Origin of the sequence: Agromyces archimandritae, from assembly GCF_018024495.1 — a bacterium.
Taxonomy (GTDB): Bacteria; Actinomycetota; Actinomycetes; order Actinomycetales; family Microbacteriaceae; genus Agromyces; species Agromyces archimandritae.
The window spans coordinates 2,654,259-2,677,578 of record NZ_CP071696.1; the positions used below are offsets into that span (position 1 = coordinate 2,654,259).

Consider the following 23,320-nt stretch of genomic DNA (forward strand, 5'->3'; position numbering starts at 1 on the left):
TCGTGCCCGATCCCAGCACCACCCCGCCGGCACCGGGCGTCGCCCCGGTGCCGGCGTCGGCCGTGTCCCGGGAGCCGATCAAGGCGGTGCGCCTGCGGCATCCGTGGCGCAACGTGTTCGCCGTCGTGCTCCTGGCCGTCGCGGCGCTCTTCATCATCGACGCCGCCGGCCGCCCGGCCTACGACTGGCCGACGGTCGGCAAGTACCTCTTCGATCAGCGCGTCTCGCAGGCGGCGCTCGTCACCCTCGAGCTCACCGTGCTCTCGATGATCATCGCGATCATCCTCGGAGTCGTGCTGGCCGTCATGCGGCTGTCGCCGAACCCGGTCGTCACGTCGATCGCCTGGGTGTACCTGTGGGTGTTCCGCGGCACGCCCGTCTACGTGCAGCTCGTGTTCTGGGGGCTCGTCGCGATCATCTACCAGACGATCGACATCGGCATCCCGTTCGCCGAACCGTGGGCCTCGTTCGAGACCAAGGAAGTCTTCGGGCCGTTCTGGCTCGCGGTCATCGGCCTGTCGCTGAACGAGTCGGCCTACATGGCCGAGATCGTCCGCGCCGGCCTCCTCGCCGTCGACAAGGGCCAGGAGGAGGCGTCGAAGGCGCTCGGCATGAGCTGGTGGCAGACGATGCGCCGCGTCATCCTGCCGCAGGCGATGCGCGTCATCATCCCACCGGCCGGCAACGAGGTCATCTCGATGCTGAAGACGACCTCGCTCGTCACCGCGGTGCCGTTCTCGCTCGAGCTCTACAGTCGCACGCGCGATATCTCCGCCGAGACCTTCAACCCGATCCCGCTGCTCATCGTCGCCTCGATCTGGTATCTGCTGTTCACCTCGATCCTCATGGTCGGTCAGTACTTCCTCGAGAAGCGCTTCGGCCGCGGCATCGGCGAACGGCCCGAGGCCCGGCGCCGGCCGGGCGAACCCGCCGGGCCCGATGCCGTCGTCAGCCCGGAGCCGAGCGGAGGGCGAACCCCATGACCGAGACCATGATGAACGCCGCACTGCGAGCCGAGCCGATGGTCCGCGCCGAGCAGGTGACGAAGCGCTTCGGCTCGAACGAGGTGCTGAAGGGCGTCTCGCTCGAGGTGCAGCGCGGCGAGGTGCTGTGCCTGCTCGGGCCGAGCGGGTCGGGCAAGTCGACGTTCCTGCGCTGCATCAACCACCTCGAGCAGGTCACCGCCGGCCGGCTCACGGTCGACGGCCTGCTCGTCGGCTACCGCGAGTCTGGCGGCAAGCTCTACGAGCTGCATCCGCGCGAGGCCGCCAAGCAGCGACGCGACATCGGCATGGTGTTCCAGCGCTTCAACCTGTTCCCGCACATGACGGCGCTCGAGAACGTCATGGAGGCGCCCGTGCTCGTCAAGGGCGTGTCGAAGGCCGCCGCGCGGGCGAAGGCGCATGAGCTCCTCGCCCGCGTCGGGCTCGACGACCGCGCCGACTACTACCCGGCCCACCTCTCCGGCGGGCAGCAGCAGCGCGTCGCGATCGCCCGCGCGCTCGCGATGGAACCGAAGCTCATGCTCTTCGACGAGCCCACCTCGGCGCTCGATCCCGAGCTCGTGGGCGAGGTGCTGGACGTCATGCGCGAGCTCGCCGAGGACGGCATGACGATGATCGTCGTCACGCACGAGATGGGCTTCGCCCGCGAGGTCGCCGACTCGCTCGTCTTCATGGACGGCGGGGTCGTGGTCGAGTCGGGCGCCCCCCGCGAGGTGCTCGCCGACCCGCAGCACGAGCGCACGAAGGCGTTCCTCTCCAAGGTGCTCTGAGCCAGGGCGAGCCGAGCAGAGGCGAGCTGAGCCGGGTCGGGCGGGTGCGGATGCCGCGCCCGCCCGGTCAGGCCGCCAGCGCTTTGCGGATGCGCTGCACCGAGACGGGTTCGGCGGTGCCGAGGCGCTGGGCGAACAGCCCGATGCGGAGCTCCTCGAGCATCCACCGCACCCGCACGAGCCGCGGGTCCGCGTCCGGGTCGATCGGGATCGTGCCCCCGGCCTGCTCGTACGCCTCGCGCGCCTCGTCGATCTCGTTCATGCGCTGCCGGTCGCGCCCGGGGTTCTCCTGCAGATCGGCGACGCGCGCGGTGATCGCCTGCAGGTAGCGCGGCAGCCGCGGCAGGCGTTCGAGCCCCGTGTCGCGGATGAAGCCGCGATGGACGAGTCCTTCGAGGTCGCTTCGCGCATCCGCGAGCGCGGCCATGAGCGCGAGGCTCGACGCCTTCGAGATCGCCTTCTCGGCCGTGCGCGCCTCGCGCAGCACGGAGGTGACGGTGCGGACCACGTCGAACATGCGATCCACGATGCCGGCCGAGACCGCATCGCGCACGGCCTCGAACTCGGCGCGGGTGCGGAGCACCCCGGAGGGGTGCCGGGCCCGCAGCTCGGCCTCGATGCAGGCGAGCAGGCAGTCGTCGAGCAGGGCTCGAGGGCCGGGGTAGGGGCTCGCGGCGAGCGTCAGCTTCTCCTCGTTCGAGAGGTGCTCCTGCACGTAGGCGACGGGCGTCGGGGTGGCGAGCACGAGCAGGCGCAGGATGCCGCGGCGCGTCGCACGGTCGCGTTCGGCGGCCGTGGCGAGCATCCGGAGCGACACCGCGTCGCCGTCGTCGACGAGCGCCGGGTAGGCGCGTACCGTGTTGCCGGCCTGGGTGCGGTCGACGTGCTCGGGCAGCTCGTTCCACTCCCATGCCGTGATGCCGCTCCGCTCCGGCAGCCCGCCCGTCGGGGTCGCCGCCGCGACGTCGCCGGGGGATGCCGCCCCGCCGCGCCGGCCGCCCGGGCCTCGCCCGCGCCCGCCGCCCGGGGCGCGGCCGCCGTCCGGCCCGCCGACCGCGCGGGCGACGGCCTCCCGCGTCCGCTCGGCCAGGCGCGCCTGCAGGGCGCCGAGATCGGTGTCGCTTCCGAGCGTCTTGCCACGGGCATCCACCGCGCGGAACGTCATCGTCAGATGACCTGGGATGCGCGAGGCGTCGAAGTCCTCGGCCGTCACGGGCGCATAGGTGAGCCGTTTGACGATCGCGGCGACGACGGCGGCGAACGGTCCGCGTTCCGCCCCGCCCTCGGGGCCGGCCGGCAGCTCCTCGGCGATCTTGGCGGCCCATTCGGCGGCGGGCACGACCTGGCGGCGGATGACCTTCGGCAGGGTGCGCAGCATCGCCTGGATGAGTTCGTCGCGGAGGCCGGGCACCTGCCAGTCGAAGCCCGCGGGGTCCAGGCGCGGCAGCAGCACGAGCGGGACGACCACGGTCACGCCGTCGTCGTCGGCGCCGGGCTCGAAACGGTAGGCGAGCCGGTACTCCTGATCGCCCTGCCGCCAGCGCTCGGGGAACGCGTCGGCGTCCGGGGCGCCCGCCTCCTCGCCGAGCAGTTCGGCACGGGTGACGGTGAGCAGCTCCGGCCGGGTGCGGTATTCCTCCCGCCACCAGCGTTCGAAGCTGCGGGCATCCGTCGCCTGCCCGGGCACGCGCGCCTCGTAGAAGCGCACGATCGCCTCGTCGCCGGCGAGGATGTCGCGGCGCCGGGTGCGTTCCTCGATCTCGCCGAGCTCGCGGCGGGTGCGGCGGTTGTCGGCGATGAACGCGAAGACGCGCCGGTCGAGCTTCGACCAGTCCCACTCCTCCTGCACGAGCGCGTGGCGGATGAAGAGCTCGCGCGCGAGCTCCGGGTCGGCCCGGGCCAGCCGCATCCGCCGTTTCGGTACGATCGGCAGCCCGAACAGCAGCACTTTCTCGTCGGCGACGGCGGAGCCCTGCTTCTCGTCCCAGCGAGGGTTCGAGAAGCTGCGTTTGGCGAGCGGGCCGGCGAGCGCTTCGGCCCAGGCGGGGTCGATCGCGGCGTTCATGCGGGCGAAGAGCCGGCTGGTTTCGACGAGTTCGGCGCTCATGACCGCCTGAGGCGGTTTCTTCGCAAGCGCCGACCCCGGGAAGATCGCGAAGCGCGTGCCGCGGGCCCCGAGGAACTCTGGCCTGGCCCGCGGCCCCTTCGGGGTCTTCGGGTTCTTCGCGGTGGATGCGGCGGCGCGGTCGTCCCGCAGGCCGATGTGCGAGAGCAGGCCGGCCAGCAGCGAGCGGTGGATGCCGTCGGCCGCCGCTCCGGCCGCGCGCCCCGCGGCATCCGCACCCGTCGCTCCGGCCGCGCGCCTCGCGGCATCCGCACCCGTCGCTCCGGCCGCGCGCCCCGCGGCATCCGCACCCCGCTCGCCGCCCGCCCCCAGGCCGAGGGGCTTCGCCGCGCGCCGCAGCTGCCGCACGAGGTCCTGCCACTCGCGCACCCGCAGGTAATTCAGGAACTCGGTGCGGCACATCCGCCGGAAGGCGCTCGAACCGAGCTGCCGCTGCTGCTCCTCGAGGTGGTTCCAGAGGTTCAGCAGCGTCACGAAGTCGCTCGTCGGGTCGACGAAGCGGGCGTGCATCGCATCGGCCTGCTCGCGCTTGTCGAGCGGCCGCTCGCGCGGGTCCTGCACCGTGAGCCCGGCGACGATCGCGAGCACCTCCTCGGTGACGCCGTGCACGCGCGACTCGACGACCATCCGCCCGAAACGCGGCTCGATCGGCAGGCGCGCGAGCTGCCGCCCGATGCGCGTGAGGCGGGGCCCCGCGTCGGCGGCAGGCCCCTCCTCGAGGGCGCCGAGCTCCGCGAGCAGCTCGAGGCCGTCGCGCACGCCCCGCGGGTCCGGCGGGGTGAGGAACGGGAAGTCGGCGACCGGCCCGAGGCCGAGCGAGGCCATCTGCAGGATGACGCTCGCGAGGTTCGTGCGCAGGATCTCGGGGTCGGTGAACTCGGGGCGCCGCTCGAAGTCGTCCTCGGCGTAGAGGCGGATCGCGATGCCCGCGCTCGTGCGCCCCGAACGCCCCGATCGCTGGTTCGCCGAGGCCTGCGAGATCGGCTCGATCGGCAGCCGCTGCACCTTCGCCCGCGTCGAATAGCGGCTGATGCGCGCGGTGCCGCCGTCGACGACGTAGCGGATGCCGGGGACCGTCAGGCTCGTCTCGGCGACGTTCGTGGCGAGCACGATGCGGCGGCGGATGCCGGGCTCCCGGCCGGGCTCGAACACCCGGTGCTGGTCGGCGGCCGAGAGCCGGCCGTACAGCGGCAGCACCTGCGTCGTGCCGTAGCCGGCGCTGCGGCCGGCGTAGTGGCCGCACACCGCCTCCTCCGCGTCGCGGATCTCCTGCTCGCCCGAGCAGAACACGAGCACGTCGCCCGCCGCCTCCCGGTCGAGCTCGTCGAGGGCGGCGAGCACGGCATCCGTCGGGTCGTCCTCGCCGCGGTCCGCGCCGCCGCGCCCGCGCGCGCCCGCCGGCCGTGCGGCATCCACATCCTCGTCGCCGTCGTCGGCGCCGGCCGGCGGCCGGTATCGGATCTCGACGGGGAAGGTGCGCCCCGAGACCTCGATCACCGGGGCCGGCCGCCCCTCGGCATCCGCGAAGTGCTCCGCGAAGCTGCCCGGGTCGATCGTCGCGCTCGTGATGACGAGCTTCAGCTCCGGCCGCTTCGGCAGCAGCCGCTTCAGATACCCGAGCAGGAAGTCGATGTTCAGGCTGCGTTCGTGCGCCTCGTCGATGATGATCGTGTCGTAGCGGCGCAGGAGCCGGTCGCGGTGGATCTCGTTCAGCAGGATGCCGTCGGTCATGACCTTGATGCGCGTCGACTCGCTCACCCGGTCGGTGAAGCGGACCTGATAGCCGACGAGCCCGCCGACCTCTTCGCCGAGCTCGTCGGCGATGCGTTCGGCGATCGTGCGCGCCGCGATGCGGCGGGGCTGGGTGTGGGCGATGGATCCGCGCCCGAGCTCGAGGCAGATCTTCGGCAGCTGCGTCGTCTTGCCGCTGCCGGTGGCGCCGGCGACGACGACGACCTGGTGCGCTTCGAGGGCGCGCGCGATCTCGTCCCGCTGCGCGGAGACCGGCAGCTCGGGCGGGTAGGTGATCGCGGAAGGCATAGCCCTCCATCGTAGGCCGCGCGGGGCGCCCGCGCGGTGCCGGCGCGGTGCCGGCCGGCTGCCGGTGCGGTGTCTGCCGACCGGGGGTCGCCGCCGGAATCGGCCCAGCCGAATAGGCTGTTCGCCGGGCCGCTCGTGCGCGGCCGGAGAGCGAGGCGCCCGTGACCGCACCCGAGATCAGCCTCGCCCGTCATTCGGACACGCCGGTCTACCGGCAGATCGTCGCGCAGCTCGCCTTCACGATCGAGGCCGGGCGTCTGCTCGACGGCGACCGGCTGCCCGGGGCGAGGCTTCTGGCCGCCAACCTCGGCATCAATCGCAACACCGTGGCCCGCGCCTATGCGGAGCTCCGGGATCTCGGCCTCGTCGAACCGCGCGGCCGGAACGGCATGGTCGTCTGCGGCGCCGAACGGGCCCGGGCCGCGTCGTCGGCGCGCGAACGGGGGCGCGGCATCCTCGAGGAGGCGGTCGGCCGCTGCCGCGAGCTGGGCCTCGGCGACGACGACATCCGGGCCCTGCTCGGCGGCGCCGCGGGCCCGGGGGCCGGGCCCGCGCCCGAGATCTCCTTCGTCGAATGCAACCGCGACCGGGCGGAGTATTTCGCCGGGGCGCTCGCCGCCGAACTCGCCGTGCCGGTCGACCCGCTCGTGCTCGGGGAGTTCGAGGCGGGCGGCGTCTCCTCGGAGCTGGTGCTCACGACGTTCTTCCATCTCGCCGAGGTGCGCCGCCGCTTCCGCGGCACCGGCGCCGAGGTCATCGCGATCGTCGTCGCCCCGCATCTGCGCACGCTCGTCGAGATCGCGCAGCTGCCCAAGGGGCGTGTCGTCGGCGTGTGGTGGACGAGCGAGGATCAGGCCGTGAGCGTCCGCGACTCCTTCGCCCAGGCCGGGGTGACGGATCTCCGAGTGCTCACGACCGGCGACGACGCGGAGCTCGAGGGCGTCGAGCTCGTCGTCGTCCCGACGGAATCGCCGGCCCTCGCACGGCGCCTGGAGGGCCGGGTGCGCGTGCTCGAGTACGGCAACGTGCTCGATGCGGCCTCGGTGCGGATGGTGCGCGAGGTCGTGCGCGAACATCGTGCCGGACGGACGTTTACCGGCGCGAAATAAACGGCCTATAGAGTTGGGCCGAAAACGGCGCGCCGCGCCGGCGGCAAGGAGGCACACATGGACGTAACCGAGTTCTGGGCGAACGCCGATCGGCACCTGGTCCGCTACGGCCCGCGATTCACGCCCCGGATCATCACGGGCGCATCCGGCGCCCACGTCATCGACGCCGACGGCACCCGCATCCTCGACTTCACCTCGGGCCAGATGAGCGCCGTGCTCGGCCACTCGCACCCCGACATCGTGCGCACCGTTTCGGACTCCATCGCCACGCTCGATCACCTCTACAGCGGCATGCTGAGCGAACCCGTCGTCGACCTCGTGACCCGGCTCGCGGCCACCCTGCCGCCGGCCCTCTCCAAGACGCTGCTGCTCAGCACCGGCGGCGAATCGAACGAGGCCGCGATCAAGATGGCCAAGCTCGTCACCGGCCGCTACGAGGTCGTGGCCTTCGACCGCTCCTGGCACGGCATGACCTCCGGCGCCGCCTCGCTCACCTTCTCCGCCGGCCACCACGGCTACGGCCCGTCCGTCCCCGGCAGCCTGACCCTGCCGACCCCGAACGCCTACCGTTCGCCGTTCCGCCACCCCGACGGCTCGTACGACTGGCGCAGCGAGCTCGACTACGGCTTCGCGCTGATCGACGCGCAGTCCAGCGGCAGCCTCGCCGCCTGCCTCGTCGAACCGATCCTCTCCTCGGGCGGCATCATCGACCTCCCCCTCGGCTACCTCGCCGAGCTCAAGCGCAAATGCGAGGAGCGCGGCATGCTGCTGATCCTCGACGAAGCGCAGACCGGCCTCGGCCGCACCGGCACCATGTACGCCTTCGAGCGCGACGGCGTCGTGCCCGACATGCTCACCCTCTCGAAGACGCTCGGCGCGGGCCTGCCCGTCGCCGCCCTCGTCACCTCCGCCGAGATCGAGGAACGCGCGCACGAGCTCGGCTACCTGTTCTTCACGACCCATGGAGCGGATCCGCTCGCCGCATCCGTCGCCGGCACCGTCCTGCGCGTCATCGAGCGCGACGGACTCGTCGAGCGGGCCGCCGTGCTCGGCGGCGTGCTGCGCGAACGCCTCCTCGCCATGCAGGAACGGTTCGACGTCATCGGCGACGTGCGCGGGCGGGGGCTGCTGCAGGGCATCGAACTCGTCCGCGACCGCGGCACGCGCGAACCCGCCGAAGCGCTCGGCGCCGCCGTCACCGACGAATGCCTGCGCCGCGGGCTGCACATGAACATCGTGCAGTTGCCCGGCATGGGCGGCGTCTTCCGCATCGCGCCGCCGCTCACCATCGCCGACGCCGAACTCGAAGCGGGCCTCGACATCCTCGAAGCCTCGCTCGCCGAAGCGCTCGTGCACGCCTGAGCGCACCGTGGTGGGATGAGAGCATGACGAACGTTCCCCGCATCCAGCTCAACGACGGCAACACGATCCCGCAGCTCGGCTTCGGCGTCTTCCGGGTCGACCCCGCCGAGACCGATCGCATCGTCGCCGACGCCCTCGACGTCGGATACCGGCACCTCGACACCGCCCGCATCTACGCGAACGAACAGGGCGTCGGCCGCGCGATCGCGGCCTCCGGCATCCCGCGCGAAGAGCTCTTCGTCACCACCAAGCTCTGGAACGACGACCAGGGCACGCAAAGCGCGTTCGACGCCTTCGACGCCAGCCTCGATCGCCTCGGACTCGACTACGTCGATCTGTATCTCATCCACTGGCCCGTCGCCGAACGCGGCCTCTACGTGCCCTCGTGGAAGGCGCTCGAGCAGATCCGGGAGAGCGGCCGGGCCCGATCCATCGGCGTCTCGAACTTCCTCGTGCACCATCTCGAGACCCTTCTCGCCGAAACCGACGTCGTGCCGGCCGTCGACCAGATCGAACTCCACCCGTACCTGCAGCAGCCGGCCGTCGCCGACTTCGCGGCACGGCACGGCATCGCGATCGAAGCCTGGGGGCCGCTCGGCCAGGGCAAATACCCGCTCTTCGAACTGCCCGAGGTCGCCGGCTCCGCCGCCGCCCACGGCGTCTCGCCCGCGCAGGTCGTCATCCGCTGGCACCTGCAGCGCGGACACATCGTCTTCCCGAAGGCCTCGAGCCGCGCCCACATCGAGCAGAACTTCGACGTCTTCGGCTTCGAACTGAGCGACGCCGAGATGGATGCCATCACCGCGCTCGAACGCGACGGGCGCGTGGGATCGCACCCGGACGAGGTGAACTGAGGCGCCTTGCCGCAGGAGGCGCGTCGCGGAGCGCCGCTGGTACCCACCGGTGGTTCGGGGTCCAGTGACGGTCAAGCGGGCGGTGCGACGCGGTCCGACGCGATGCGTCGCCCCGCTCCTGCTCCGCCTTGCCGCAGGAGGCGCGTCGCGGAGCGCCGCGCCGACCTGCGGCGACACGCCCGGGATGCAGAGCCGATTTGGCCCGGGGCGCCGGGGCCGCGTAAGTTCTTACATGTCGCCGCGGCGAGCCGGAGAAAGCGAGAAGCGCTCCGCAGCCGGACGACGAAGATCCTAGCCAAATAACCTCGAAGGCGCATTGCGACTCGGTGATTTCAAGCCTAGGATGGAACTTCCCACCTCACCCAGCGGGTCGGCTCTCGAGCCACGGCCCGGAGTCTGAGAATCAGCCCAGCACGTGGAGCTTCGTCTCCCGGCCGGTCTGAGAGGTGGTAAGGTAAAGAGGTTGCCCTGGGGGCAGGCCGCGAGGCCGCAACCCCGGTGCGTCCGTTTCTTGAGAACTCAACAGCGTGCACTATGTTCAATGCCAATTTTTTGAACCCCGACCAGCTTCGGTTGGTGGGATTCCTTTGATTGATGGACAATTTGATTTTTTAGTCAGTTGTTTCTCTGTCGGAGATTGAACTCCTGGATGCCTCTTCGGGGGTGTCTGGAACCATTTTTTTTTGGAGAGTTTGATCCTGGCTCAGGACGAACGCTGGCGGCGTGCTTAACACATGCAAGTCGAACGATGATCCCGGGTGCTTGCACTTGGGGGATTAGTGGCGAACGGGTGAGTAACACGTGAGTAACCTGCCCTGGACTCTGGGATAAGCGTTGGAAACGACGTCTAATACCGGATAGGACCTTGCACCGCATGGTGCGGGGTGGAAAGTTTTTTCGGTTTGGGATGGACTCGCGGCCTATCAGCTTGTTGGTGAGGTAATGGCTCACCAAGGCGTCGACGGGTAGCCGGCCTGAGAGGGTGACCGGCCACACTGGGACTGAGACACGGCCCAGACTCCTACGGGAGGCAGCAGTGGGGAATATTGCACAATGGGCGCAAGCCTGATGCAGCAACGCCGCGTGCGGGATGACGGCCTTCGGGTTGTAAACCGCTTTTGTCAGGGAAGAAGCCGCAAGGTGACGGTACCTGGAGAAAAAGGACCGGCTAACTACGTGCCAGCAGCCGCGGTAATACGTAGGGTCCGAGCGTTGTCCGGAATTATTGGGCGTAAAGAGCTCGTAGGCGGTTTGTCGCGTCTGCTGTGAAAACGCGAGGCTCAACCTCGCGCCTGCAGTGGGTACGGGCAGACTTGAGTGGTGTAGGGGAGACTGGAATTCCTGGTGTAGCGGTGGAATGCGCAGATATCAGGAGGAACACCGATGGCGAAGGCAGGTCTCTGGGCACTTACTGACGCTGAGGAGCGAAAGCGTGGGGAGCGAACAGGATTAGATACCCTGGTAGTCCACGCCGTAAACGTTGGGCGCTAGATGTGGGGACCTTTCCACGGTTTCCGTGTCGTAGCTAACGCATTAAGCGCCCCGCCTGGGGAGTACGGCCGCAAGGCTAAAACTCAAAGGAATTGACGGGGGCCCGCACAAGCGGCGGAGCATGCGGATTAATTCGATGCAACGCGAAGAACCTTACCAAGGCTTGACATGACCGAGAACACTCTGGAAACAGGGGACTCTTTGGACACTCGGTTACAGGTGGTGCATGGTTGTCGTCAGCTCGTGTCGTGAGATGTTGGGTTAAGTCCCGCAACGAGCGCAACCCTCGTCGCATGTTGCCAGCACGTTATGGTGGGAACTCATGTGAGACTGCCGGGGTCAACTCGGAGGAAGGTGGGGATGACGTCAAATCATCATGCCCCTTATGTCTTGGGCTTCACGCATGCTACAATGGCCGGTACAAAGGGCTGCGATGTCGTAAGGCGGAGCGAATCCCAAAAAGCCGGTCTCAGTTCGGATTGAGGTCTGCAACTCGACCTCATGAAGTCGGAGTCGCTAGTAATCGCAGATCAGCAACGCTGCGGTGAATACGTTCCCGGGCCTTGTACACACCGCCCGTCAAGTCATGAAAGTCGGTAACACCCGAAGCCGGTGGCCCAACCTTTGGAGGGAGCCGTCGAAGGTGGGATCGGTGATTAGGACTAAGTCGTAACAAGGTAGCCGTACCGGAAGGTGCGGCTGGATCACCTCCTTTCTAAGGAGCACTGGAGATCTTCGGGTCTTCCAGGAGTGCCGGGTCAGACCGAACGTGTCTGCCGGTGGCTCATGGGTGGAACATTGACATAGGCATCGTCTTCGAGGGACAGCATTTAGTACGCCGGGAACGGTTGGAACGGTGGGGTTCTGCGGGGGTGGTGCGTGCACGCTGTTGGGTCCTGAGGGACCGGACGCCGCATCTTCGGGTGTGGGTTGGTTTCTTGCAGGCCTTCGTGGTGCTGACTGGTTTGGTTGGTGGTGCGGGGGTGCTGTTCGTCTGTTGAGAACTACATAGTGGACGCGAGCATCTTAGATTGACGCCCTTTTTTGGGGTGTTGGTCACAAGATTTGTTCTTGGATGCCTGAGCCTTTCGGGGTTTGGGTGTCTGGACTAATCATTGGTCACCGCCGGCCCTTCGGGGTTGGTGGTTTCTGAAAACTCATGTGATTTTCAAGTTTCTAAGAGCAAACGGTGGATGCCTTGGCATCTGGAGCCGAAGAAGGACGTCGTAATCTGCGATAAGCCTCGGGGAGTTGATAAACGAGCTGTGATCCGAGGATTTCCGAATGGGGAAACCCCGCCAGGCCTTTCGAGTGACCTGGTGACTCCCGCCTGAATATATAGGGCGGGTAGAGGGAACGTGGGGAAGTGAAACATCTCAGTACCCACAGGAAGAGAAAACAACCGTGATTCCGTGAGTAGTGGCGAGCGAAAGCGGATGAGGCTAAACCGGTCATGTGTGATACCCGGCAGGGGTTGCATGGTCGGGGTTGTGGGACCTTTCGGGCTGTTCTGCCGGACAGCCACGGTGACGCGTCGGGTATAGACGAATCGGATTGAAAGCCGAACCGGAGTGGGTGTGAGTCCCGTAGTCGAAATGCCTGGCGGCCCGGAGAGGTATCCCAAGTAGCACGGGGCCCGAGAAATCCCGTGTGAATCTGTCAGGACCACCTGATAAGCCTAAATACTCCCAGATGATCGATAGCGGACAAGTACCGTGAGGGAAAGGTGAAAAGTACCCCGGGAGGGGAGTGAAATAGTACCTGAAACCGTTTGCTTACAAACCGTTGGAGCCTCCTTGTTGGGGTGACAGCGTGCCTTTTGAAGAATGAGCCTGCGAGTTAGTGATCTGTGGCGAGGTTAACCCGTGTGGGGGAGCCGGAGCGAAAGCGAGTCTGAATAGGGCGATTCAGTCGCAGGTCCTAGACCCGAAGCGAAGTGATCTATCCATGGCCAGGTTGAAGCGACGGTAAGACGTCGTGGAGGACCGAACCCACTTCAGTTGAAAATGGAGGGGATGAGCTGTGGATAGGGGTGAAAGGCCAATCAAACTTCGTGATAGCTGGTTCTCTCCGAAATGCATTTAGGTGCAGCGTTGCGTGTTTCTTGCCGGAGGTAGAGCTACTGGATGGCCGATGGGCCTCAACAGGTTACTGACGTCAGCCAAACTCCGAATGCCGGTAAGTGAGAGCGCAGCAGTGAGACGGTGGGGGATAAGCTTCATCGTCGAGAGGGAAACAACCCAGACCACCGACTAAGGTCCCTAAGCGCGTGCTAAGTGGGAAAGGATGTGGAGTTGCACAGACAACCAGGAGGTTGGCTTAGAAGCAGCCACCCTTGAAAGAGTGCGTAATAGCTCACTGGTCAAGTGATTCCGCGCCGACAATGTAACGGGGCTCAAGCACGCCACCGAAGTCGTGGCATTACCATTATCGATAGGCCTTCGTGGTCCAGTCGTGGTGATGGGTAGGAGAGCGTCGTGTGCCGGGTGAAGCGGCGGAGTGATCCAGCCGTGGACGGCACACGAGTGAGAATGCAGGCATGAGTAGCGAAAGACGGGTGAGAAACCCGTCCTCCGGAAGACCAAGGGTTCCAGGGTCAAGCTCATCTTCCCTGGGTAAGTCGGGACCTAAGGCGAGGCCGACAGGCGTAGTCGATGGACAACGGGTTGATATTCCCGTACCGGCGAAGAACCGCCCACATGAATCCAGCAATGCTAACCATCCGAACCATGCACCGTTCTCCTTCGGGAGGGCACCGTGTGGGGAGCGTGGGACCCGAGTCTGGTGGAGTGAGCGTATTAACAGGTGTGACGCAGGAAGGTAGCCCAGCCCGGGCGATGGTTGTCCCGGGGCAAGCGTGTAGGCCGAGTCGTAGGCAAATCCGCGACTCATACAGGCTGAGACGTGACGCGGATGAAAAGTGGGTGATCCTATGCTGCCGAGAAAAGCATCGACGCGAGGTTCTAGCCGCCCGTACCCCAAACCGACTCAGGTGGTCAGGTAGAGAATACCGAGGAGATCGAGAGAATCGTGGTTAAGGAACTCGGCAAAATGCCCCCGTAACTTCGGGAGAAGGGGGGCCGGATCGTTGTAGGCACTTGCTGCCGAAGGCGTGAAGGCCGCAGAGACCAGTGGGAAGCGACTGTTTACTAAAAACACAGGTCCGTGCGAAGTCGCAAGACGATGTATACGGACTGACGCCTGCCCGGTGCTGGAAGGTTAAGCGGAACGGTTAGCTCTTCGGAGCGAAGCTGAGAAGTTAAGCCCCAGTAAACGGCGGTGGTAACTATAACCATCCTAAGGTAGCGAAATTCCTTGTCGGGTAAGTTCCGACCTGCACGAATGGCGTAACGACTTCCCAGCTGTCTCAACCGCGAACTCGGCGAAATTGCATTACGAGTAAAGATGCTCGTTACGCGCAGCAGGACGGAAAGACCCCGTGACCTTTACTACAGCTTGGTATTGGTGTTCGGTGTGGCTTGTGTAGGATAGGTGGGAGACTGTGAAGTCGGCACGCTAGTGTCGGTGGAGTCATTGTTGAAATACCACTCTGGTCACTCTGGATATCTAACTTCGAACCGTGATCCGGTTCAGGGACAGTGCCTGGTGGGTAGTTTAACTGGGGCGGTTGCCTCCTAAAGAGTAACGGAGGCGCCCAAAGGTTCCCTCAACCTGGTTGGCAATCAGGTGGCGAGTGTAAGTGCACAAGGGAGCTTGACTGTGAGACTGACAGGTCGAGCAGGGACGAAAGTCGGGACTAGTGATCCGGCAGTGGCTTGTGGAAGCGCTGTCGCTCAACGGATAAAAGGTACCTCGGGGATAACAGGCTGATCTTGCCCAAGAGTCCATATCGACGGCATGGTTTGGCACCTCGATGTCGGCTCGTCGCATCCTGGGGCTGGAGTAGGTCCCAAGGGTTGGGCTGTTCGCCCATTAAAGCGGTACGCGAGCTGGGTTTAGAACGTCGTGAGACAGTTCGGTCCCTATCCGCTGCGCGCGTAGGAAATTTGAGAGGATCTGACCCTAGTACGAGAGGACCGGGTTGGACGAACCTCTGGTGTGCCAGTTGTTCCGCCAGGAGCACCGCTGGTTAGCTACGTTCGGGATGGATAACCGCTGAAAGCATCTAAGCGGGAAGCCGGCCTCGAGATGAGATTTCCATACCCTTCGGGGTGAGAGGCTCCCAGCCAGACGACTGGGTTGATAGGCCAGATGTGGAAGCACCGCAAGGTGTGCAGCTGACTGGTACTAATATGCCGATAACTTGATAATCATTACATTCATCAGTGTTTGCAAAAGGCTTGATGGGTGGCATTGGTTGCTCGCGTCCACTCTGTGGTTCCCGATAGACGAACAGGGAACAACACAATAGTGTTGAATACAAGAGAACAGTGAAACACTCATACCGGACCAGGTCCGGGTGGGTGTGGTAACGAAAGTTTCACCTACACACAGGTGTGGTGGTGGCAAGAGTTACGGCGGTCATAGCGTGAGGGAAACGCCCGGTCACATTCCGAACCCGGAAGCTAAGACTCACAGCGCCGATGGTACTGCAGGGGGGACCCTGTGGGAGAGTAGGACACCGCCGGACAACTTTTCTCAGAACGGGCACCCGAGGTCGGGTGCCCGTTCTGCATTTAACCGGTCGCCCAGCCGTAGGCTGAGGGCATGGCCGAACGACTTCGCGGGTCGACGAGCCCGTATCTCCTCGCCCATGCCGACAATCCCGTCGATTGGTGGCCGTGGGACGAAGACGCATTCGCGGAAGCACGGCGGCGCAACGTCCCCGTGCTGGTCTCCATCGGATATGCGACGTGCCACTGGTGCCACGTCATGGCCAGGGAGAGCTTCTCCGACCCCGAGATCGCCGCGCTCCTCGGCGAACGGTTCGTCGCGATCAAGGTCGACCGCGAGGAACACCCCGAAGTGGACGCCGCGTACCTCGCCGCCGCCGGCGCGTTCACCTCGCAGCTCGGCTGGCCGCTCACCGCGTTCGCGAACGGCGACGGCGCCGTCTTCTACGCCGGCAGCTACTTTCCGCCCCGTGCCGCGCACGGCATGCCCTCGTTCCGCAATGTCCTGGATGCCGTGTGGGAAGCCTGGACCGAACGCCCCGACGAGGTCGCCGAAACCGCCGACGGGCTTCAGGAGGCGCTGCGGAAGGCGGCCGAAGCCGGCACCGGACCATTCGCCCTTCCCGCCGCAGAGCAGCTCGACGCGGCCGCCGGGCGGCTCCTCGCCGGTGAGGACCGCGCGCACGGCGGTTTCGGCGGCGCCCCGAAGTTCCCGGCCGCACCCATGCTCGAATTCCTCGCCGGCTCGGGAGACGAGGCGCGCGCCGCCGTCGACCGTGCCCTCCAGGCCATGAGCGCTTCGGAGCTCCGCGATCCCGTCGAAGGCGGCTTCTTCCGCTACGCGACACGAGCCGACTGGACGGTACCGCACTACGAACGGATGCTCACCGACAATGCGCAGCTCCTCGCCCTGCTGCTGCCCGCAGCGAGCGACGGCGCCGAATGGGCGCGCACCGCAGCCGAAGGCATCGCGGGATTCCTCACCACCACCATGCGGCTGCCCGGAGGCTGCTTCGCGAGCGCCCAGGACTCCGAGAGCCTCGTCGACGGCCGGTCGAGCGAGGGCGGCTACTACCGGCTGAACGCCCGGGAACGAGCGGAGCAACCGTCGCCGAAACTCGACCGGAAGGTGCTCACCGGCTGGAACGGACTCACGATCGGCGCACTCGCCGACGCCTCCGTCGCGCTCGAGCGCCCCGAACTCCTCGTCATCGCCCGGCGCACCGCCGAAGCGGTCCTCGACGCACACCTCCGGGAGGATGGCACGCTCGTCCGGTCCAGCCTCGACGGCCGGCCCTCGGCGGCGCCGGCGACCCTCGAAGACACCGGCATGCTCGCCGGCGGCCTGATCCGCCTCGCGCTTGCGAGCGGCGAACCGCGCCACGCGGTCACGGCGCGAAGCCTGCTCGACGGAGCGATCGGCACCGACGGGCGCCTGCGGGGCGGCCGCGACCCGGTGCTCGCCGCACACGGCATCGCCGGAGCGGACGATGCCGTCGAAGGGGCCGTGCCCTCGGGGGCGGCCGCCGCCGCGGATGCGGCCTACCGCCTCTGGGCGCTCGGTGCCGGCGAACGTTTCCGCGATGCCGCCGAACGGACGATCGCGCCGCATACGGCGCCGGCGCTCGAGCGGCCCGCCGCGTACGGTGCGATCCTCGCGGTCGCGCGCCGGCTCGCCGAACCCCTCGTGCAGCTCGTGACGGTGACGGCGGCGGAGGGCGAGGCCGGCGGCGAACTCGTTCGGGCGTCGCGGGGCGCCACGGCATCCATCGCGGCCGTCGTCGACGAGGCGCAGGCGCGCGCATGGGCCGATGCCGGCTTCGAACTCTTCGCCGGGCGCGGCGCCGTCGGGGGAGCGAGCACCGCCTACCTGTGCCGTGATTTCGTGTGCCGTCTGCCGGTCACCGACGCGGCCGGTCTGCGCGCTGCGGCGGCCGGCTGACGATCACCAGGGCGAGGGCACGCGGTCCAGGAACGACCACACGGCCGGGCTGAGCTCGGGATGCTCGGTGGCGATACCGCGGAGCAGCTCGAACTCGAACCGCTCGGCCTCGCCGTCGCGGGCGGCCGGATGATACGCCCGTGCCCGTGCGTTCGACCATTCGGCCCACTGCAGGCGCTCCTCGCGCAGGGTTGCGACGACCTGCTCGTCCACCGACGGCAGGTCGGGCAGGAACGACCACGGATCCTCGCCGAGCCGGCAACGCAGATCGATGAGCGCGGCGAGCTCGTCGCGCGCCTCGCGCCTGAGCTGCTCCAGAACCGTGGTCCCCATGCGACCTCCCCTCCGCCAGTCTCGGCGTTCGTCACGCTACGCGCAACATGTGACATGGGGGTTACGGGTGCATGGCGCCCGATGACGACGCCTCGTACGGATACGGCGCGGCGGTGCCATACCCTCGAAGCATGGGGTTCGCCGACATCTGGGGCGTGGACGCAGGCTCGGTGCCCGCGGCCGGGCTCGCCGCATTCCGCACCGATCTCGCCCAAGCCGGCTACACGGTCGACGGGCTCGAACACCTGCTTCGCGACGAGGCCACGGGGGTGGATGCCGGTGCGGCGCTCCGACGCGGCTCCCGCGTGCCCGCGATGCGGCTGCTGCACGACGACCGCACGCCGGCGGCGCTGCTCGCGCGACTGTTCTTGCTCGGCGACACGCTCGACGAGCGGGAACTGGATGCGGCGCTGCCGCGGAGCGGGCGCGCCGCGGCATCCGCACTCGGGATCGTCGAGCCCGTCGCCGGCGGCATGCGGGCCGCGATCGACGTACGCCCCTACGCCTTCACGGACGCCGTGGGGGAGGGGGCCTGGTGGGTCGCCTCGGACCTCGGCGAGCTGCAGCTCGGCGACGCGCTGCCCGAACGGCACGTGCTCGGCGTCGGCGGCGCCTCGGCGACCCTCGCCGGGCAGGTGCTGCAGCAGCCGGTCGGCAGCGCCCTCGACCTCGGAACCGGAAGCGGCATCCAGGCCCTCCACCTCGGCCGCCTCGCCCGGCACGTCGTCGCCACCGACCTGTCGGCCCGAGCGCTGGCCTTCGCCCGCTTCACGCTCGCGCTGAACGAGGTGGGCAACGTCGAACTGCGCGCCGGGAGCCTCTTCGAGCCGGTCGCCGGCGAGCGATTCGACCGCATCGTGTCGAACCCGCCGTTCGTGATCACCCCGCGCGCCGACGGCGTTCCGGCCTACGAATACCGCGACGGCGGCATGACCGGCGACGGCATCGTCGAAGCCGTCGTGCGAGGCGCCGCCGCCCACCTCGAGCCCGGCGGCACCGCCCAGCTTCTCGGCAACTGGGAGACGATCGGCGGCCGGCCCGGGCTCGAACGGGTGCGCGGCTGGGCCGAGGACGCCGGCCTCGAATACTGGATCGTCGAACGCGAACTGCAGGACCCGGCCGAATACGCCGAGACCTGGATCCGCGACGGCGGCACGAAAGCCGGCACCGCCGCCTTCGAGGACTTGGAGGCCGCCTGGCTCGACGACTTCGCCGCGCGCGGCGTGACCGCGATCGGCTTCGGGTACGTGCTGCTGCGGCGCCCGAGCGGCATCCACGGCACGACCGGCATCCACCGCCTCGCCCGCGCCGAAGCCGTGCACACGAGCGGCAACGAAGCGCTCGCCGCCCACTTCGGCGCCGTGCTCGCCGCCGCCGAACGCATCGCCGGCCTGAGCGACGCCGAGCTCGCCTCGCTGCATCTGCGCGTCGCGCCCGACGTCACCGAAGAACGTCACCACCTGCCCGGCCACGACGAACCGAGCTCGATCCTGCTCAGGCAGGGCGGCGGCTTCGGCCGGGTCGTGGATGCCGGCACGGCGCTCGCCGCCTTCGTCGGCGCCGCAGACGGAGAACTGCCCGCCGGCGTCATCGCCGACGCGATCGCCGAGCTGACCGGGGTGGATGCCGCAGCCCTCCGCGCCGAGCTCGCGCCGCAGCTGCGGGAGCTCGTCTTCGCCGGCATGCTGCTCGTGCCGTGATCGACGGCATCGCCTCTCCTGTCGGGTAGCGTGAGAACCGCGCGTACGCGAGGGGTGTGAAATGGATCGGCGTGGCTTCCTGTTCGGATCGGCAGCGGCCCTCGCCCTCGCGCTGGCCGGCTGCACCCCCGAACCGCCCGCGCCCACCCGCAGTACCTCGCCGACGCCGACGCGGACGCCGACTCCCGGGGAAGTGCCGGTGCCGGCCGGGCTGCAGCGCTCGAAATGGAGCCGCAACCCCTTCTTCCGCGGCGCCTTCAGCTACCCGGGCGTCGGCTCCGACCGCGGCGACCGCGAACGCCTCGGCCGGCCGATCGACGAACGCGTCTTCTTCGCCGGCGAGGCGACGAGCCTCGACGCCCCCGGAAGCGTGCAGGGCGCCCTCGACTCCGCAGTGCGCGCAAGCGACGCCCTCCTGGAGATCTCCGGCGCCGGCGAACGCGTGCTCGTCGTCGGCGCCGGGATCGCCGGGCTCGCGGCCGCGCGCATCCTCACGAGCGCCGGGCACCGCGTCGTCCTGATCGAAGCGAGCGAGCGGATCGGCGGCCGCATTCGCAGCGAGGGCGACGACGACTGGCCCGTGCCCGCTGAACTCGGCGCCGCCTTCCTCGGGCCGACCGCGACCTCCTTCGACGCCCTCCTCGGAGGCTTCGGCGTGCGCACCCGTGCCTTCCGGCCCGCCCCGCTGTTCCGCGGCGTCGACGGCGAACGACTCGACTACGACGACGTCGGGGTGCGGGCGATCGAACGCGCCCTCTCCTGGTCGGAGGACGTCTCCATCGACCTCTCCGTCGAAGCGGCGCTCGAACGGTCCGGGGCGGCCGAAGCGGCCACGGCCGAACCCGGCGGCGGGATGTGGCTCGCCCACGCCGCGACCGCCGGGCTCGGTCTGGCGACCGGCGCCGCACCGAAGTCGGTGTCGGCCCACCAGGCTGCGAACCGCCTCGTTCCCGGCGCCTCGTTCGGACTCGGCGGCGACGAACTCCGCCGCGTCACCGGATCGTTCCAGGCCCAGCTCGCCGAAGCCGCCGGCGACCTGAACGTCCTCACCGGCTCCGTCGTGCAACGCATCGCGCACGACGAGGACGGCGTGCGCGTGCGCCTCGACTCGGGCGAGTCGCTCTCGGGCGACCGCATCGTCGTCACCGTGCCCGTCGGGGTGCTGAAGAGCGACGCGATGCGCTTCTCGCCCCCGCTGCCGCTCGCCCACGCGAGCGCCATCGCCCGCATCGGGATGGGCCACGTCGAAATGTGCTGGCTGCGCTTCGACGAACGGTCGTGGGACTCGGGCCACGAGAACGTGTGGACCGCCGTCGGCGGCGACGACCCCTTCGCGATCTGGCTCGACTACGGGGCGATCACCGGCGACCCCGTGCTCGCCGGCATCTCCGTCGCCGGCAGCGCCGAAACGGTCGCCGCGATGGACGACGGCGAACTCGTCGACGCGGCCCGTGCGTCGCTCGCGCCGTTCATGGGGTGACTCCGGCAGGGGCGGGCGCCGCGGCATCCGCACCCGAAACCCGGGCCGCCGCGCCGCGACGCGTACCGACCCGGTTCAGCTGCACGAGCATCCACGTCACCGCCAGCAGGATCGCCAGCACCAGCGTGCAATACACCAGGATCCCCGGCCAGCCGCCGACCTCGTACGGATCGAGGAAGAAATACGGATACCAGCCGACCTCCGCACCGCGCATCAGCGTGAACACGAGCCACACCACCGGGAACGGCACCGCAGCCAGCACCGCCCGCCGCGGGATCGGCCGCGTGTGCGGCAGCAGCCACGACTCGATCGCCCAATCCACGAGCAGTGCGGCCGGCACGACGAAATGCAGCAGCACATCCGACCACGGCACATCCACCCGGTAGTCGCGGGTCGACGCCTGCGCGGCGATGATGCCGAACACGATGCCCGACACGAGGGTGTAGCTCGTGACCGCCGCCCGAAGCGCATGCAACCACACCCGCTGCTCGGCGCCGGTGAGCGCCCGGATGCCGGAAACGATCAGCACCCCGATCGCGAAGAACGCCGACTGCACCGTGAAATAGCTGAAGAAGTTCTCGGCCGCGAAACTGCGGAAGCCGAGCACATAGCGGAAGTTCGCCACGAGCGCCGCGATCGCGAGGGCCGCCAGCACGAGGCGGGTCACGCCCAGCGCACGGCGCAGGCGTCGCCCGCCCCGCTCGCCGATCCACCCGCGCATCCCTCCACGGTACGCGGGAAGGTGCTGCGGGCGGCCGTGCTCCGGGCCGCGGGGCGAGTAGTCTCGATGGGTGCCCGACGGTCCCTTCTCCGAGTCGCCGTATGCGGTGCTCCGCATCGAGGCGACGGCCACCGACGCCGAGCTGAGGCGTGCCTACCGGCGCGCCCTGCGCGAGGCCCACCCCGACACCGGCGGCGACGTCGTCCGCTTCCACGCCGTCCAACTCGCATGGGAGCTCATCGGCACCCCCACCGCCCGCGCCGACTACGACCGCCGCGGCGCCGGCGCCGAACCCGCTCACGAGAGCTGGGCGCCCGCCCCGCCCCGGCCGCGACGGGACTCCCGCCCCTCGCCCGCTCGCACGGGCACCCGGGCGGCTGGCGTCGCGAACGCTACCTGAACCTCATCCGCGAGTTCGCCGGACGCGGCGTCACCCTCGACGACCCCTACGACCCGGCGCTCGTCAGATCCGCCCCCCGCGACATCCGCCACACCCTCGCCGACGCGCTCGCCGAAGAGGCCACGGCACGCTCCCTCGCGAGCCTCGGCATCGCGTTCACCGTCTGGCACGACCTCGCCACCGACGCCGCCGGCCCCGGCCTGCCGCCGAAGCTCGACCACCTCGTGCTCGGGCCGACGGGGCTGTTCGCGATCCAGTCGGAGGACTGGGGCGGGCCCGTGCGGATCCGCCGCGGAGAACTCATCGGCGAAGCGCTCGCCGGCGAACGCCCCGTGCGCGCCCTCGCCGCCCGTGCGAAAGCCGTCGGGCGGGCCGCGAAGGTCAAGCCCACCGCCCTGCTCGTCGTCGTCCCCGACGACGCCGCCGAGGAACCGCTCGCCGAGATCGGCCGGGTCCGCGGGGCCGCCGTCGCCCTCGTCCGGCGCTCCCGGCTCGCGAGCGCGGTGCGCGAAGGCATCCCTGGTTCGGCCTCCATCGGCGGCACCGAGCTCATGGAAGTGCGGACGCGCCTGCAGCAGGCCGTGCGATTCGCGTAGGGACCGGCTGCCGGGTGCGCCCGTGCGGGCGCCGGCCGACGCGTGCGCGCCAGGGCATCCGCACCCGAAGCCGTCAGTCGCGCGGGATGATCGTCAGCACCCGGGTGATGAAGTCCGCGAAGCCCTGCATGAACCCGGCGAGGAACTCGCGCGTGCCTTCGACGGTGACCTCGCCGTCGTCGGTGATGAGGCCCGGGCGCATGTGGATGTACACCTCCGGTGCGTTCATCTGCGGGGCGTTGCAGAAACTCAGGATGCTGCGGAGCTGCTGCTGCGCCACCGCCGTGCCGATCGCGCCGATCGACGCGCCGGCGACCGCCGTCGGTTTGCGCGTGAACGCGTTCGTGCCGAAGGGCCGGCTCGCCCAGTCGATCGCGTTCTTCAACGCGCCCGGCACGGAACGGTTGTACTCCGGCGTGACGAAGAGCACCGCGTCGACCTCGGCGATGGCCTGCTTGAAGTCGCGCGCGGCCGGCGGATAGTCGATGTCGAAGTCGCGGTTGTAGAGCGGCAGATCGCCGATCGGGATCTCGTGCAGCCGCAATTCGGCCGGCGCGAGGCGGATGAGCGCGCTCGCCAGCGTGCGGTTGATCGACTCGACCGAGAGCGAGCCGATCAGCACGCCGACGGTGTACGGCGGTTCGTGTTCGTTGATGAGCACCATGCGTCCCCCCAGAGCATTTCGCGTACCTTCCACTCTGCCCTGCCGCGGCGCGGGTGTCGAGGGTCGGCGGGCGCCGAGGGCCGGCGGGGTGTCGCGGATGCGCCGCCGGGCGGCCGGCGGATGCCGGTGAGCGGCGGGATTGCGACGTGCACCCC

At 68.5% G+C, this 23,320-nt stretch carries 13 protein-coding genes, 3 rRNA genes and 1 pseudogene; 13 read left to right on the top strand and 4 right to left on the bottom strand.

Features of this window, described 5'->3' with window-relative positions; genetic code table 11:
- The first annotated feature begins 2 nt into the window (after positions 1–2).
- On the top strand, positions 3–983 hold the full coding sequence (locus tag G127AT_RS12140) for an amino acid ABC transporter permease (RefSeq protein ID WP_425305858.1): 981 nt from the start codon (positions 3–5) through the stop codon (positions 981–983).
- Positions 980–1,774 (top strand): amino acid ABC transporter ATP-binding protein, encoded by a 795-nt coding sequence (locus tag G127AT_RS12145; RefSeq protein WP_280527563.1) that lies wholly within the window; start codon positions 980–982, stop codon positions 1,772–1,774. Before G127AT_RS12140 ends, G127AT_RS12145 begins: the two co-directional genes overlap by 4 nt.
- Positions 1,775–1,841: 67 nt before the next feature.
- Here G127AT_RS12145 and hrpA read toward each other — a convergent pair whose 3' ends face one another.
- Entirely contained in the window at positions 1,842–5,939 is a 4,098-nt protein-coding gene (gene hrpA, locus G127AT_RS12150; protein ID WP_210897239.1) for an ATP-dependent RNA helicase HrpA, read from the bottom strand.
- Positions 5,940–6,100: 161 nt separating this feature from the next.
- On the opposite strand from hrpA, the gene G127AT_RS12155 reads away from it, so the two are divergent.
- The 7 genes from G127AT_RS12155 (at position 6,101) to G127AT_RS12185 (ending at position 17,271) form a co-directional block, all read left to right on the top strand.
- On the top strand, positions 6,101–7,048 hold the full coding sequence (locus G127AT_RS12155; protein ID WP_244857561.1) for a GntR family transcriptional regulator: 948 nt from the start codon (positions 6,101–6,103) through the stop codon (positions 7,046–7,048).
- Between the two features lie 57 nt (positions 7,049–7,105).
- Positions 7,106–8,410, top strand: a complete 1,305-nt coding sequence (locus G127AT_RS12160) for an aspartate aminotransferase family protein (protein WP_210897241.1) — start codon at positions 7,106–7,108, stop codon at positions 8,408–8,410.
- A 23-nt stretch (positions 8,411–8,433) separates the two neighbouring features.
- Complete coding sequence (locus tag G127AT_RS12165) at positions 8,434–9,264, top strand: aldo/keto reductase (protein ID WP_210897243.1); 831 nt, start codon at positions 8,434–8,436, stop codon at positions 9,262–9,264.
- 680 nt (positions 9,265–9,944) lie between these two features.
- A 16S ribosomal RNA gene (locus G127AT_RS12170) occupies positions 9,945–11,470 on the top strand.
- Positions 11,471–11,921: 451 nt separating this feature from the next.
- Positions 11,922–15,027, top strand: a 23S ribosomal RNA gene (locus tag G127AT_RS12175).
- A gap of 202 nt (positions 15,028–15,229) precedes the next feature.
- Positions 15,230–15,346 (top strand): 5S ribosomal RNA (gene rrf / locus G127AT_RS12180).
- Together the 16S, 23S and 5S rRNA genes form the textbook arrangement of a ribosomal RNA operon.
- Positions 15,347–15,423: 77 nt before the next feature.
- Positions 15,424–17,271, top strand: coding sequence for a thioredoxin domain-containing protein (locus G127AT_RS12185; RefSeq protein WP_210897245.1), 1,848 nt, complete (start codon positions 15,424–15,426; stop codon positions 17,269–17,271).
- Between the two features lie 3 nt (positions 17,272–17,274).
- Here the strand turns inward: G127AT_RS12185 and G127AT_RS12190 are convergent, their stop codons facing one another.
- A complete protein-coding gene (locus G127AT_RS12190; RefSeq protein WP_210897248.1) occupies positions 17,275–17,604 on the bottom strand; it encodes a hypothetical protein in 330 nt (109 codons plus the stop codon).
- A 131-nt stretch (positions 17,605–17,735) separates the two neighbouring features.
- Between G127AT_RS12190 and G127AT_RS12195 the strand changes: the two genes are divergently transcribed.
- Positions 17,736–19,304, top strand: a complete 1,569-nt coding sequence (locus G127AT_RS12195) for a DUF7059 domain-containing protein (protein WP_210897250.1) — start codon at positions 17,736–17,738, stop codon at positions 19,302–19,304.
- Between the two features lie 61 nt (positions 19,305–19,365).
- Positions 19,366–20,784 carry a flavin monoamine oxidase family protein gene (locus G127AT_RS12200; protein WP_210897252.1) on the top strand — a complete coding sequence of 473 codons (1,419 nt, stop codon included), beginning with the start codon at positions 19,366–19,368 and terminating at the stop codon, positions 20,782–20,784.
- Here G127AT_RS12200 and G127AT_RS12205 read toward each other — a convergent pair.
- Positions 20,774–21,505 (bottom strand): Pr6Pr family membrane protein, encoded by a 732-nt coding sequence (locus G127AT_RS12205; RefSeq protein ID WP_210897254.1) that lies wholly within the window; start codon positions 21,503–21,505, stop codon positions 20,774–20,776. The two genes, G127AT_RS12200 and G127AT_RS12205, sit on opposite strands and share 11 nt — an antisense overlap.
- A gap of 106 nt (positions 21,506–21,611) precedes the next feature.
- On the opposite strand from G127AT_RS12205, the pseudogene G127AT_RS16335 reads away from it, so the two are divergent.
- Positions 21,612–21,716 (top strand): annotated as a pseudogene (locus G127AT_RS16335) (DnaJ domain-containing protein); the annotation flags it as partial.
- 17 nt (positions 21,717–21,733) lie between these two features.
- Positions 21,734–22,501, top strand: a complete 768-nt coding sequence (locus G127AT_RS12210) for a nuclease-related domain-containing protein (RefSeq protein WP_342344042.1) — start codon at positions 21,734–21,736, stop codon at positions 22,499–22,501.
- A gap of 73 nt (positions 22,502–22,574) precedes the next feature.
- On the opposite strand, the gene G127AT_RS12215 is transcribed toward G127AT_RS12210, so the two are convergent.
- Positions 22,575–23,165 (bottom strand): NADPH-dependent FMN reductase, encoded by a 591-nt coding sequence (locus G127AT_RS12215; RefSeq protein ID WP_210897257.1) that lies wholly within the window; start codon positions 23,163–23,165, stop codon positions 22,575–22,577.
- Positions 23,166–23,320 lie beyond the last annotated feature (155 nt).

What these genes read in the sequence shown, in the direction of transcription:
- G127AT_RS12195 (WP_210897250.1), top strand. Translation starts at nt 17,736, where the DNA reads ATGGGGTTCGCCGACATCTGGGGCGTGGACGCAGGCTCGGTGCCCGCG.
- G127AT_RS12145 (WP_280527563.1), top strand. Translation starts at nt 980, where the DNA reads ATGACCGAGACCATGATGAACGCCGCACTGCGAGCCGAGCCGATGGTC.
- G127AT_RS12210 (WP_342344042.1), top strand. Translation starts at nt 21,734, where the DNA reads ATGGGAGCTCATCGGCACCCCCACCGCCCGCGCCGACTACGACCGCCG.
- G127AT_RS12200 (WP_210897252.1), top strand. Translation starts at nt 19,366, where the DNA reads ATGGATCGGCGTGGCTTCCTGTTCGGATCGGCAGCGGCCCTCGCCCTC.
- G127AT_RS12190 (WP_210897248.1), bottom strand. Translation starts at nt 17,604, where the DNA reads ATGGGGACCACGGTTCTGGAGCAGCTCAGGCGCGAGGCGCGCGACGAG.
- G127AT_RS12215 (WP_210897257.1), bottom strand. Translation starts at nt 23,165, where the DNA reads ATGGTGCTCATCAACGAACACGAACCGCCGTACACCGTCGGCGTGCTG.
- G127AT_RS12160 (WP_210897241.1), top strand. Translation starts at nt 7,106, where the DNA reads ATGGACGTAACCGAGTTCTGGGCGAACGCCGATCGGCACCTGGTCCGC.
- hrpA (WP_210897239.1), bottom strand. Translation starts at nt 5,939, where the DNA reads ATGCCTTCCGCGATCACCTACCCGCCCGAGCTGCCGGTCTCCGCGCAG.
- G127AT_RS12185 (WP_210897245.1), top strand. Translation starts at nt 15,424, where the DNA reads ATGGCCGAACGACTTCGCGGGTCGACGAGCCCGTATCTCCTCGCCCAT.
- G127AT_RS12205 (WP_210897254.1), bottom strand. Translation starts at nt 21,505, where the DNA reads ATGCGCGGGTGGATCGGCGAGCGGGGCGGGCGACGCCTGCGCCGTGCG.
- G127AT_RS12165 (WP_210897243.1), top strand. Translation starts at nt 8,434, where the DNA reads ATGACGAACGTTCCCCGCATCCAGCTCAACGACGGCAACACGATCCCG.